9 protein-coding genes are annotated in these 14,198 nt (G+C 27.7%); 8 read left to right on the forward strand and 1 reads right to left on the reverse strand.

What is annotated here, in order from left to right:
* Positions 1-21 precede the first annotated feature (21 nt).
* The 6 genes from SBIUS_RS00560 (at position 22) to gatB (ending at position 8,815) form a co-directional block, all read left to right on the forward strand.
* Positions 22-1,917, forward strand: coding sequence for a hypothetical protein (locus SBIUS_RS00560; RefSeq protein WP_162684577.1), 1,896 nt, complete (start codon positions 22-24; stop codon positions 1,915-1,917).
* Between the two features lie 82 nt (positions 1,918-1,999).
* Complete coding sequence (locus SBIUS_RS00565; protein ID WP_162684578.1) at positions 2,000-3,613, forward strand: hypothetical protein; 1,614 nt, start codon at positions 2,000-2,002, stop codon at positions 3,611-3,613.
* Between the two features lie 12 nt (positions 3,614-3,625).
* The gene (gene ligA / locus SBIUS_RS00570) at positions 3,626-5,620 is read left to right on the forward strand and encodes an NAD-dependent DNA ligase LigA (protein WP_162684579.1); all 1,995 of its coding nucleotides are present in this window, start codon (positions 3,626-3,628) and stop codon (positions 5,618-5,620) included.
* A 3-nt stretch (positions 5,621-5,623) separates the two neighbouring features.
* Positions 5,624-5,914, forward strand: coding sequence for an Asp-tRNA(Asn)/Glu-tRNA(Gln) amidotransferase subunit GatC (gene gatC / locus SBIUS_RS00575; protein ID WP_162684580.1), 291 nt, complete (start codon positions 5,624-5,626; stop codon positions 5,912-5,914).
* Positions 5,914-7,383: an amidase family protein gene (locus SBIUS_RS00580; protein WP_203352885.1), complete on the forward strand. Its 1,470-nt coding sequence runs from the start codon at positions 5,914-5,916 to the stop codon at positions 7,381-7,383. Before gatC ends, SBIUS_RS00580 begins: the two co-directional genes overlap by 1 nt.
* Positions 7,376-8,815: an Asp-tRNA(Asn)/Glu-tRNA(Gln) amidotransferase subunit GatB gene (gatB, locus tag SBIUS_RS00585; protein ID WP_162684581.1), complete on the forward strand. Its 1,440-nt coding sequence runs from the start codon at positions 7,376-7,378 to the stop codon at positions 8,813-8,815. Before SBIUS_RS00580 ends, gatB begins: the two co-directional genes overlap by 8 nt.
* 27 nt (positions 8,816-8,842) lie before the next feature.
* On the opposite strand, the gene SBIUS_RS00590 is transcribed toward gatB, so the two are convergent.
* On the reverse strand, positions 8,843-9,538 hold the full coding sequence (locus SBIUS_RS00590) for a TrkA family potassium uptake protein (RefSeq protein WP_162684582.1): 696 nt from the start codon (positions 9,536-9,538) through the stop codon (positions 8,843-8,845).
* A gap of 90 nt (positions 9,539-9,628) precedes the next feature.
* On the opposite strand from SBIUS_RS00590, the gene SBIUS_RS00595 reads away from it, so the two are divergent.
* The gene (locus SBIUS_RS00595; RefSeq protein ID WP_162684583.1) at positions 9,629-11,269 is read left to right on the forward strand and encodes a TrkH family potassium uptake protein; all 1,641 of its coding nucleotides are present in this window, start codon (positions 9,629-9,631) and stop codon (positions 11,267-11,269) included.
* 145 nt (positions 11,270-11,414) lie between these two features.
* Entirely contained in the window at positions 11,415-14,168 is a 2,754-nt protein-coding gene (locus tag SBIUS_RS00600; protein WP_162684584.1) for a cation-translocating P-type ATPase, read from the forward strand.
* The last annotated feature ends 30 nt before the right edge of the window (positions 14,169-14,198 follow it).

Below are 14,198 nucleotides of genomic sequence, written 5' to 3' on the forward strand. Positions count from 1 at the left end.
TGTATGTTCTAGGAGGTTGCTATGTTATCAACAAGACAAGGTATTTTTAGTGTAATAGTTGGAACAACAATCTCAACACTAAATGCCATTATTCAATTCCTTACAATGTACTGGGTTTTGGAAAAATTTGGAACAGAGTTTAACGGGTATGTGCGATTAGTCACATCTTTTTCTGCTATCATAGCAACTGCTGAAGGAGCTTTAGGAATAGCAGCATCAATTTTACTTGTTAAACCACTTGTTAATAATGATTGAATTAGTGCTAATGAAATTTATTCAACCACTAAAAAAAGTTTTAAAAAATCAGCTTTACTGGGATTAGTTTTAGTTAGTTTAACAGCTATTGGTTATCCTTTGTATGCGGGAATAAGTTCTGGGGGAGGAAGTATTTTTAATCCTTCTTCATGAAATGATATATTTATAAATCTTTCTGGAAAAACAGAAGGTAGAGCAGAATATTGAATGTTAATGTTAGTTGCTTTAATTTTTGGAACAAAAAACTTTGTTTCTGCTTACTGATTTAGTGTTTATGAAACAATAATAATAGCAGATAACAAAAATGTTATTAGAAGAATGACAATACTTTTCACAGATGTTTTGGTAAGTGGGTTAACTTTCTTTTTACTTGCAAAAGTAAATAACCCAATAGTTCCATTTATACCAACAATTCTTTACTCTCCAATCAAAGGGTTATTAATTTACATGTACGTTAAAAAGAAATACTTATGATTAAAATATTATAAAGACTTTAATAGTTTTAAATTAAATACAACTCAAACTAAGATAACTTGATCAACTTTGAGTTCAACTTTACTTTTAAACTCAGATATAGCTATAGTTTCTGTTATTTTGGGATTGAATGTTTCTTCAACACTTTCTTTATATCTTGTTGTTGCTTTAAATGTTAGATTGATTATGACAAACTTTGTAGTTTCGTTTAGAGAATTTTTTGTAACTTTGGTTGCAAGAAGAGGAAGAATAAATTGAGATAGTTATGCTAAATATGAACTTTATACATATCTAATAGCTGCTTTTACATTTATAAATATGTCAATTTTATCTCCATATTTCGTAAGTGCCTTATATGGTAAAAACATCAATATTATTGGAGATGAAGCCAGTCAAAAAGCTTTTGAATATATGTTCTATACACCATATTTCTCAATTTTATATGCAGCAGTTACTTCGTTTGCTATTTTATGTGATGGTCAAATGACTTTGATTCAGGCAAAAGGAAGATATGGAGAAGTATCTAAATTCCAAAATATAGTAGGTATAGTTTATATAATATCAGCGCCATTACTTGTTTTTGCTTTGGTAACAACTGGTGTTGGGGGAATTAACAGACTTGTTATTGGTATTATTACAATGTACTCAATAAAATTAGCTTGTTTAGTTATAAGGTATGGATATCTATGAGTTTATGTTTGAAAATATGTAACTTATAACTCAAACAAAAAACACGTTTTAAACAACTTCTTGATACTTGTTGTTCCAACTGTTATGTCAATATTGTTAAATACCTTATTAATAAGTCATAGACTTAATATTAAAGAATCAACAAGTGGAAGTGCGACAATTGGTCCATTAGTATTATTATTCTTTGGAACAATCTTATTATCAATATCTGCTTTGGTCTTGTTTTCATACATACTTAATGCAAAAGCATTTAATGGTATTATTAGAAACTTACCATTAGTTCAAAAAATCATACTTAAAAGATCAACAGAAGCTAGAAAAAAACGTTTTGAAGAATATGGAATTGATGTTGATGAAATTGTAGATAAAAGTGATCAAATATCACAAGTTATGTATGGTATTGACGAACTAGACTTAACTACTGAAATAGTAAATGAATCAGCAGAAATTAATGTTAATCCAAAAAATGAAAAAATATATGTTTTAAAAGGGAAATAATCGACTTAAAGTCGATTATTTTATTTGTTTTTTAAGAATAGCTAAGTTGTTATGAGATGCTATAATTTATAAAGGTGAGATTATGGCAGTATATGGAATATTTATAGCTTTTGGAATATCTCTTTTATATTTATTCATGTTTTATACATCTGGATTAATAGCAATGGAGCTTTTCAAATTCAAAATAAAGAACTACTTTGTAGCTATTGCTACAGGATTTTTTAGTTACTTTACATTCCTTTCTGTTTTCACATTTCCTTTACAACTTATATCTGTATTGCCTTATGTATTCTTTATTTACTATATATTTGCAATATCAGTAATATATCTTGTCTTTTGTTTTGTATTTACAAGATTTTGATTAAATACAAATTTCTTTAAGTTAGATTCATTAATTTTCATTGGTGTTGTAGGAGTCTTTATTGCAATAGATTATATTTCTGTTAAATTTATTTCAACAGAAAACTTTAGTAGACATAAAAATACATTAGCCATTTTATACTGACTAAAAGATAACCCTGTTTCATTTTTTAATAACTCTACACTATTTAACTTTCTTGGTTTTAAACCATTTCAAGGTTGATACAGTTTTCAACTTTCAATCATAATGATGACAAACGCACAACCATACCAATATAAAGATATTATTGTTCCGCTAACAATTATCTTGGATGCTTTTTTAATTACTTCTATATTTTTTACATTTTATGAATCATTTGGTTTAAAAGATAAATTAAAAAGCAGGATAGTTGTTTTCAGTATAAGCTTAGCTGTATTTATTATTACAAGAATTATTTTTTGAAAACTTGGATATTCAATATTTAGTGGTGAAATGATTCTATTGTATTTAGTCTTTTTTGCAACAACGTTACTTTTAAGATATACAACATTTAATAGTAGGGAAAGATATAATCCTATTTTGATCGGGTATGCACTTGGTGGTTATATATCTTTTTCTTGGGACAGTTCGTATCAAATTTTATTCCTTCTATATGCTTTTATTTTTACAATACAAAGAAGATTCAATCAAAACTTCACAAAAGATATTTTAAAAATAGCATTGTTCCCAATGGTTGGATTTATTTTCTATAATATTATTCTTCAACTTTATGTCCAAATGATTATCTTTGGAGCAATTCTTTTGGTGATGTTTATAACATCATTCTTGATGAATAAAAAATATAGTTTTGTAAGTCAGTTTGAATTATTTTTAGAAACAAAAAGTACATTAACTGTACTGGTCGTTCCAATATTTTTCATGACATTATCAACAGCTATCATTTTAGCTTTTAATGAAAATATTCTTTCAGAAAAATATAATTCATTAAATATTTTGTATATTTGATTGTCAGTTATTAAAAATAATATTGCACAGCAACTATTAACATTTATTGTTTCAATGTCTCTGCTTGCAGGATCTTTGGTTTGAGTTTTCTTTAGAAAAAAAATAAAAACAAGTTTATTAACAAACACACTTGATTTATTTTTGATAAGTTACTTAACTTTTTATAACCCAATCTCTGTCAGATTCATAAGTACATTTTATCCAAATATGTTCGAAACAAACGGAATGGTTTTATTGGTTTTGTTATTTGCAATTATAAATTCACTGCCTTATTCTGTAAAAATGAAAAAAGCAAAACAACAAAGCGATGAAGTAATTGTAATTAAAAAATACTCAAGAATTACTTTTTAATAAGGGGTCTATATGAAAGAAATACTGGACAAAATAAATAAACTTAAAATTGATTTAAATAAGTGGGGTCATGCTTATTATGTTTTGGATAACCCAATCGTAGATGATGCTGAGTATGACAAATCTTTAAATGAATTAATAAAACTGGAAAAAGAATATCCAGAATTTTTAACTTCCGATTCACCAACACAAAAAGTTGGTGGAGTTGTTATGGAAAAATTTGAAAAGTATAAACACAAACTTCCAATGTTAAGTTTATCAAACGCTTTCAATAAAGAAGATCTTTTAAACTTCGATGATCAAATTCTAAAAGAAATTGAAAATAAAAATTATAATTTTTTTGTTGAGCCTAAAATAGATGGGCTATCAATATCTTTAATTTATAAAAATGGAAATCTTTTTAAAGGAGTTACTAGAGGTGATGGTGTTTATGGAGAAGACGTTACTTCTAATGTTAAAACAATTAAAAGTATTCCTCTTTCAATTTCTGATAAAAGTGATTATGTCGAAATAAGAGGAGAAGTTTTTTTATCTAAAAACGAATTTGAAAAAATAAATAAACAAAGACAAAATAATGATGAAGAAATTTTTGCTAACCCAAGAAATGCAGCTGCTGGAACTCTAAGACAATTAGACTCTTCGATTGCGGCTTCAAGAAAGTTAGATGCATTTTTATATTACTTTATGGACAGAGAAAAGTTTCACACACACAGTGACTCATTAAAATACTTAGAAGAAATGGATTTCAAAGTTAATAAACTTGGTAAAATTTGTAATAATATTGAAGAAGTTTATAACCACATACAATTCATACAAGAACAAAGAGAAAAACTTGATTATGAAATTGATGGTGTTGTTATAAAAATAAATGACTTTGATCTTTATGAAAAAGTTGGTTACACCGCAAAGTCTCCTAAGTGAGCAATCGCTTTTAAATTTCCAGCAGAAGTTAAAGAAACTAAACTAAAAAATATTTTTGCAACAGTTGGTAGAACAGGGAGAATAACATATAACGCTTCATTGGAACCGGTTCAAATTGCAGGAACAACAGTTCAAGCAGCTACTCTACACAATGCTGACTTTATAATTCAAAGAGATATAAGAATTGGTGGTAAAGTGAAAATAAAAAAAGCAGGTGACATAATACCTGAAGTTATTTCACCAATCGAAGATGACAATTATTTAAAATTAGAAAAATGAATTGAAGATAAAGTTTGTCCGGAATGTAATTCTGATTTAGAAAGAGTGGAAGGAGAAGTTGATCAATATTGCATCAACTCTCAATGTCCAAGAAAAATAGTTAGAGGATTAGAACATTTTGTTTCTAGAGATGCTATGAATATTGAAGGGCTAAGTATAAAAATTATTGAAAAGCTTTTTGAAAATAATTTTATAAAAAATGTTGGAGATATTTATAAATTAAATAAATACAAAAACGACTTAATTAAACTTGATAAAATGGGTGAAAAGTCAGTAAATAATTTATTAGACTCAATTGAAAAATCAAAAAATAACTCTTTTGATAAATTATTTTTTGGTTTAGGTATTAGACATGTAGGAAAGAAAACAGCTAAAACATTAGCAATTAATTTTAAAACAATTGACAAAATTTCTGCACTAACTTTTGAAGATTTGGAACAAGTAAATGATGTTGGCCCAATTGTTGCAAAATCAGTTTGTGACTGATTTGCAATAAAGCAAAACAATGATTTGATAGAAGCTCTAAAACAAGAAAAAGTTAATATGACTTATTTGGGTAATGAAGGTACTAAAAATAATGATAAAATTACTTTGAAAAGCTTTGTCATAACAGGTACACTAAGCAAACCTAGAAATCACTTCAGAGATTTATTAGAAGAGTATGGCGCAAAAGTAATAGATACTGTAAGTAAAAAAACGGATTTTTTACTAGCCGGAAAAGAAGCTGGAAGTAAATTAGAAAAGGCTGAAAAACTTGGTGTAAAAATTCTTACAGAAGAAGAGTTTTTAGAAATGATAGGTGAATAGAATATGAAAATAAATTTGGAATTATTAAAAGAACTTCAAGATGATGTGATGTTGGATCTTAGTGAAGAAGAATTAAAAAACATTCTTAAATATGAGAATGATATTTTACAAAAGTTTGAAAAAGTTTTATCAATAGACACTGAAGGTGTAGAGGAGTTACATTATCCTTTTGATTTAAACAAAACATACTTGAGAGAAGATGAAGAAATTAGTCTTTTAGAGAAAGAGGATGTATTGAAAAACGCTCCAAGTGTCGATGGTGATTTTATAACAATCACAAAGGTGGTTAAATAATGAATTTTAAAAATATAACTTTAAAAGAGGTTCATGAAAAGTTAATAAAAAATGAAATCAAAGTTACTGATTTAGTAAAATCTGTTTTAGAAAATGCTAAAAAAGAAATGGAGAGTAATTTTTTAATAACTTTATGTGAAGATGAGGCTATAAAAAGAGCAGAACTTTTAGAAAATAAAATCACAGAAGGAAACGTATTAAACGGCATTCCATTTATTCACAAAGATAATATTTCTACAAAAAATATATTAACAACAGCTGGTTCAAAAATACTTTCAAACTATATTCCAGCATTTGATGCAACGATAGAAACAAAATTCAAAGAATCTAATTCAATATTAATAGGTAAAGCTGCACTTGATGAATTATCTATGGGTGGAACAGGATTGTTTTCATTTAATGGAGAAGTAAGAAACCCTCATGACTTTAACAGAATAGCTGGAGGAAGTTCAAGTGGTAGTGCTTATGCTGTAGCTAAAGGAATTGTTCCATTTGCAACAGGTGGAGATACAGGTGACTCAATTAGAAAACCTGCGAGTTTAACTGGTACTGTTGGATTTAAACCAACTTACGGTTCTATTTCAAGATATGGAGCAATACCATATGCACCAAGCTTAGATCATTTAGGTTTTTTTACTAATAACGTTGAAGATCAAGCATATTTATGTGAAGCAACTTTTGGATATGATGAAAAAGACTTTACTTCAATTGAAAACAAACAGGATTTTGTCAAAAATATAAATAATTTAGATAAAAAAATAAAGTTTGGTTATATCAAACATGTAGATAATTGTCTTGAAGGGCAATTAAAAGAAGATTATAAAAAACTTTATGAACTCTTAAGACAAGAAGGGCATGAAGTTATTGAATTAGACTTTAATATAAAGTTATTGCAAGCTATCCCTGCAACCTACATGATGATTTCATTTGCTGAAGGAGCTTCAACACACTCTAACCTGGATGGAATTAGATTCGGTATGAGAGCTGAAGGAAAAGACTACAAAGAAATAATAAGAAATTCTAGAACTCAAGGTTTTGGAGAAACTGTTAAGAGAAGATTTATAATTGGTAGTTACCAGTTAAAATCAGAAAACCAAGAAATTCTTTTGGCAAAATCTAAAAAAGTTAGAAGAATGATAGTTGAAGAACTTGATAGACTTTATGAACAAGTAGATATTTTAATTATTCCTCCAACTTTAGCACCAGCACAAACTGTAGATCATGTTTATGGAGTTGATGTTGAACAAAAAGGTGATGCCGAAAATGCATTTGTAGAAGATATTTTAATTCTTGCAAACTTTAACGGTATGCCTTCAATTACAATTCCTTTCGTAACTCAAGACAAAATGCCTATTGGAATTAATTTAAATGCAAAACCAAAAGAGGACTTAAAAGTTTTACAAGCAGCTAAGTTTGTAGAAGAGTTAGTTACAAAAAACTTTAGACAAGTAGGTGATTTAGATGAATAATTTTGAAGTAATTATCGGAATTGAAAACCACGTTGAATTAAAAACTAAATCAAAAATGTTTGCTAGAGGTCCTGTAACTTATGGAGAAATCCCAAACTCAAAAGTTTCTGAAATAGATATGGGATATCCTGGAACAATTCCTTCTGTTAATAAAGAAGGGGTTAGGTTGGCTCTACTTGCTTGTAATGCTTTAGGAATGCAAATAGATCCATTATTAAGATTTGATAGAAAGAATTACTTCTATCCCGATTTAGTAAAAGGGTTTCAAATAACTCAACAATTTTTCCCAATAGGTAAAGAAGGTAAAATTGAAGTAACTCTAGAAGATGGAGAAAAAAAAGTTATTGAAATTGAAAGACTTCATATTGAAGAAGATACTGCAAAACAAACGCACAAAGGTGAATTGACCTATATTGACTTTAACAGAAGTGGTGTTGGTCTAATAGAAATAGTTTCAAAACCATTAATAAGAAGTGCAACAGAAGCTGTTGAGTATGTAAATAAACTTAGAGAAATATTATTATTTCTTGGAGTTAGTGATGTCAAAATGAATGAAGGATCATTAAGATGTGATGTAAATATTTCTTTAAGACCCTATGGTTATCCAGAATTTGGATCAAAAGTTGAAGTTAAAAATTTAAACTCTTTAAACAATGTTAAAAAAGCAATAGAGTTTGAAATAAAAAGACAATCAAAAATATTATTGTCTGGAAATAAAGTTGATCAAGAAACTAGAAGATTTGATGAATCAATTCAAGAAACAGTATTGATGAGAAAAAAAGATAATGCAATTGATTACAAATACTTCAGAGAACCTAATATTTTTCCAATTAAGTTAGATGAAAAATGAATAGAAGAGGTTTTAAAAACTTCTCCTGAATTAGCTACTGAAAAAAGAACTAAGTATGTTGATAATTTTCAACTATCTTTAGATGATACAAACTACATTCTTTCAGATTTATCTTTAGTAAAGTTTTTTGAAGAGTGTATAGATTTAGGTTCTGATCCAAAAAAAGTAGCAAACTATTTAATCACAGACATTAAAGCTCTTTTAAATAAAGATGGAATAGAATTATCTCAATCAAAATTAACTCCAAAAGATATAAATGAAATTTTGAATCTTTTAGACCAAGGGGTAATATCATCAAAACATGTTAAGACAATTTTACCAATAGCATTTGAAAGTGATAAGGATGTCAAAACAATTGCTGATGAAAATAATCTGAAACTAATTTCAGATGAAAGCGAAATTAGAGAAATATTAGTTCCAATAATAGAGCAAAATATTAATCTGATAAAAGATCAATATGAACAAAGACCTGAAAGAGTTGAAAAAACTTTAATGGGACAACTTATGAAAGATACTGGAGGTAATGTAAATCCTTCAGTTGGTACAAAAGTTATAATTGAAATGATTAAAGAAAATATATAAAAAATAACCTTAAATTAAGGTTATTTTTTATTCTTCAATTTCTTGTTCACCTCTAATTTTTAAAACTAGATCATTTACAATATTGTTTTTTGCATATACTCCAAGAATATCTCCTTCTTTTAAAACAGTATATTCGTCTGGAAGTATTGTCTTACCACTTCTTTTTATTTGAATTATATTAAAGTCTTTATTTGAGCTTAATCCAGCATCAAAAATTGATTTATCAATTATTTCTTCTTCGTTAACTGTAATGCTTGTAAATACATACTCGTTATCGATTGACTGAACTTCACTTTCAATATCAAATAATGATTTTGTAGCAACCATTTTTCCTGTTATTACGTCAGGAATTATTACTTTATCTTCTTCTAAACCAAGAGCTAATAATATTCTTTTGTGTCTTTCGTCTCTTGCTTTAACAATTATATTTTCAACCCCTAAATCAAGAAGATTTAATACAGTCAAAATACTTGATTCCATATTTCCACCAAAACAAACAATAACACCATCATATTGGTTTATTCCGTTTTTTTCTAGAGCATTTTTATTTGTTGCATCTAAAACAACACCCTCAACTGTCTCAAATTGGTTAATGTGTAAGTTTAACTTTTCTTCATCATAGTCAAAAATTTTAATTAATTGTTTCTTTTCATCTAGTGTTTGTGCAACTGATAATCCAAAGTAATTTGCACCAAATATAGCAAAACTTTTCTTTCTAGCCATAAAAGCACCAACTTTCTAACTCTTTAAATTATACAACTCTTTTAAGGTTTAATGTATAATTTAATGTAGATTTGAAAGAGGTAATTTTTCATGAAAAATTCTTTAAATGAAGATAAAGAACTTAATAATAAATCTAAAAAGAAAGAACCTAAAAAAGAAAATGAGAAGTTCTTTTATAAATTAAAAAATTGATGACCTTTTTCAAGGGTTAGCGGAAGAATAATTTTTGCTTACTTACTTGCAATAATAATAGGTGGATTTTTACTTTCCATACCTGGTGTTGTATTGGATCCAAAAAACCACTGAAATTTTATAACTGGAATGTTTACAGCTTCAAGTGCTATTTCAGATACTGGAATAACTATGATTCAAACAAACACGGGTTATTCATTCATGGGTCAACTTTTCATAATAATAATGTGTCAAATTGGTGGTATTGGAATACTTACAATAAAAATATCATTGCTAGTTATGATAGGAAGAAAAGTATCTTTAGATGATCAAAATATTGCTTCATCAGAAAGAGGTAATAACAGTTTATCAAACACAGTTGAAATGATTAAAGACGCCTTTGTATTTTTAATTGTATTGGAAATTGTAGGATCAATTGTTTTATTCTTCGGATTCTATTTTACCCCAATTTCTTTAGATCCTTCTTTTGCAGAAGGTTCTGTTTCAAGTCCTTACAATGACTTTGGAAAATCACTTTGAGCATCTATTTTTCACTCAATAAGTGCTACAAATAATGCTGGTTTTGACATAATCAGTGGAAATTCACTAGTACCATATAATAAACCGGGTTCAACAGGTTATTTAATTCAAATAACATTTTTATGTCAGTGAGTAATTGGAGGTCTTGGATATCCAACATACCATGATATTAAAAAGAAAATTAAAGCAAGAAGACAAGGGAAGACAGTTAAATTTTCACTTTTCACAAAAATCAACTTTATTACATATGTAACTTTATTTGCTCTAGGACCAATACTTGTTTTCTTAACAGAGTGATTAACAGTTGAAAACAGTAAAATACTTTTAAATGGTCATTATTTAGGAACCAATAAAATATGTGAAGGTGGAATGCTGTCTACAAATCAAGAATGAGTAAGTGATGGTTGAAAACCAACACATGTTTGAATGATGGATTTAATATTTAACGTTTCTTCAACTAGAAATGCTGGTTTTGCAACAGTTGATGTTAATAACTTTACTGCGGGAAGTAAGTTTATTCTATCTATCTGAATGTTTATTGGGGCTGCCCCATCTTCAACTGCTGGAGGTATAAGAACCACAACATTTGCAATATGTATTTTGGCTGTATTTTCTATTATGAGAAATAAAAAATCAGTTGAAGCATTTAAAAGAAAAATACCAGACGAAACCGTAAAAAGAGCTTTTGCAGTAGTATTTATCTCGTTCTTTATTGTTGTTTCAAGTATATTTGTTGTCTATTTGGATAGTAATAAAATGTTGTTTGGAACAGATAACACTGATCACACTGATGCAACCATAATAAAACTAATTATGTATGTTTGTTCTGCTTTTGGTACGGTTGGTTTCCAACCATTCCCAAATGAGCAAATAATGCAATTAGGGGTTTTAAGTAAAATAATGCTTGTTATAACAATGTTTATTGGACAATTGGGAATTTCAAATACTTTATTAGCATTTGTTAAACCTAAAAACAAACAAAACTACAGTTATTTAGAAGAAGAAATCACAATAGGATAGAAGAATTTTAAAATTCTTCTATTTTTATTTATAACCAGTGGATAAGGGATTTTGGTGCGCCTTAAATTTAATGTAGTTTGACTTATATATTTAAAGTAGTAAGATAAATTGGTTAAGATTTTCAAATCTTTTGAGGTGTTAAAATATGATCGTAAATGACAACAAGAAAGAACTAACAGACTCCCAAACTCCGTCTTTGAACGAAGAATGGTATAAACTTTCAAATAAAAAAATATGTAATATATTAGAAGTAAATCCAGAAAAAGGTCTTACTAGTAAAGAAGCTAAATTAAGACTTGAAAAATATGGAAGAAATAACTTACCAAAAAGTAAAAAACCAAATTGATTTAAAATATTTTTAAAGAGTTTTTTAGACCCTTTAAGTTTAATAATGATTCTATCTGGTTTAGTTTCTGGTTTAGTTTCAGGTATTTCTGGAAAAATAGAAACAGTTGATATAACAGGTTTGGTAATAATAGTTGTTATAGTTCTTACGAACTCTATAATAGCTACAATTCAGGAAGTTAAATCTTTAAATCAAGTTGCTCACTTAAATGAAACAAAGCAAACAGCTATAGTTTTAAGAGATTCTAAAAAAATAGAAATTGATATTGAAGAGTTGGTACCTGGAGACATAATATTTGTAAACTCTGGAGGATTTGTACCAGCAGATACAAGAATAATTGATAATCAATTACTGAAAATTGATGAATCAGCTTTAACTGGTGAAAACGAACCAGTTAAAAAAATATCTGAGAGTATAAAAGAAAAAAATTTAATGCTAGGTGATCAAAAAAATATAGCATTTATGTCAACTTTGGTTCTTGAAGGAAAAATGATGGGTGTTATTTTTGGAACTGGTAAAGATTCAGAAATAGGAAAAATAGCTACAAAAATTACTGGACATAAACCAGAAAAAACTCCTTTAGAGAGAAAAGTTACAAAATTGACAACAATTATTGGTCTTACTTCAATAATATTAGGTGCAATATTATTCTTGACTTCATGATTGTTAAGAGACCAGTTAAATGAAATTCAAGCCGGTAAAGCAGATCTAAAAAATTTATTATTAATAGCTGTATCATCTGCAATATCATTAATACCTGAATCTTTAACAATTATTGTAAAAATTTGTTTAATGGTTGCTACAAAAAAAATGGCAAGAAAAAATGTAATAATTAAAAACCCAAAATCAATTGAAACTTTAGGTAATGTAAATGTTATTTGTTCTGATAAAACAGGAACTTTAACACAAAACAAAATGACTGTAGACAAAATCTTTTTAGATTTTAAAGAAGATGACTTCAATAATTTCGAAAAAGAAAAACACTTAGATTTAATAAATTGTATAACTTTATGTAGTGATGCAATGGTAGAAAAAGAAAAAATTGGAAGTGCAACAGAAATAGCTACAATTGAATTTGTAAAGAAATTTGATATAGATTACAAATTAATGAGAAGAACTCATGAAAGAATTGACGAAATTCCATTTGATTCAAAGAGAAAACTTATGACAAGTGTAAACGATGTTAATGGAAGAAAAATGGTTTATGTAAAAGGTGCTGTAGATTATTTATTAGATATTTGTACAAACAAATTAGTTAATGGTAAAGTAACTAAATTAACTGATGAAGATAAAAAAATCATAAATGATCAACTTTATTCTTTTGCAAAAAGAGGTTTAAGAGTACTTGGTTTCTCTCAAAAAGATATTACAGATGAGAAACAAAAATATGAAAGTGGTTTAACTTTCTTAGGTTGTGTGGCAATAATTGACCCACCAAGAGAAGAAGTTAAGGCCTCTATTGAAGAAGCTAAATCTGGTGGAATACGTGTAATCATGATTACAGGAGATCATAAAATAACTGCATTTGAAATCGCAACAAGATTAGGTATTGCAGATGAAAACTTTGATGGTGTTCTTACAGGTCAAGATATCAATGAACTTTCTAGAGAGCAATTGAAAGAAAGATTACAAAGAACTAATGTTTTTGCAAGGGTTAATCCAGAACACAAAGCTTTAATTGTTGATTTACTCCAAGAAGATAGCAACATTGTTGCTATGACAGGAGATGGTGTAAACGATTCTCCAAGTTTAGTTAAAGCTGATGTTGGTATTTCTATGGGTATAACAGGTACTGAAGTTGCAAAAGGTGTGAGTGACGTTATTTTAGCAGATGATAATTTTAAAAGTATCATCTCTGGGGTTAACTCTGGAAGAAATGTTTATGAAAAAATTAAATATTCAATATCATTCTTGATAGCGGCAAACTTGAGTCAAATATTAACATTATTATTAATATTGGCAATAAATCAAGATATTGCATTGAACTCAGTTAACATTTTATTCCACATCTTTATTATTGAAACTATCGTAGCTGTTCCTATCGGAATGCAAAAAGAAAGACGTGGAGTGATGAAAAACCCTCCACCTACACATAAAAAAGAGAGTTTACTAAAGGGTATTAGATGTCAAATAATTATTACAACATTATTTAACACTCTATTTGCAGTTTTAAATTATGAAATTGCTGTTTGAATATTTGGATCTGGTTCAGAAATGGCAGATAAATTTGGAAAAACAGGAGTCTATATGGCTATAATGTTTTCTCCAATATTCTATTCAATTCTTTATAATAATTTCTTCTTGCCTATAAAAACAACAAGAAATAATAAAGAAACAGATAAGTATAGACCAAATAAATGATTATTAATTTTAATGTTGGTAGCATTTGTTATAACAACATTAACTTTAATACCAGTTAAGGAAATTAATAAGTTTTTCGACTTTACAACAGTTGGAATGCAATGGTGACTTGCACTTATATTCTTTGTTAACTCATTATTGCCAACAGTTTGTATTTATGGTACTTATAAACTCTTATTGAAATTAATATAAAAAGAAAAAGCACTATTTTAGTACTTTTTC

This window comes from Spiroplasma sp. BIUS-1 (genome assembly GCF_010365805.1).
In the GTDB taxonomy this organism is placed as follows: domain Bacteria; phylum Bacillota_I; class Bacilli_A; order Mycoplasmatales; family Mycoplasmataceae; genus Spiroplasma_A.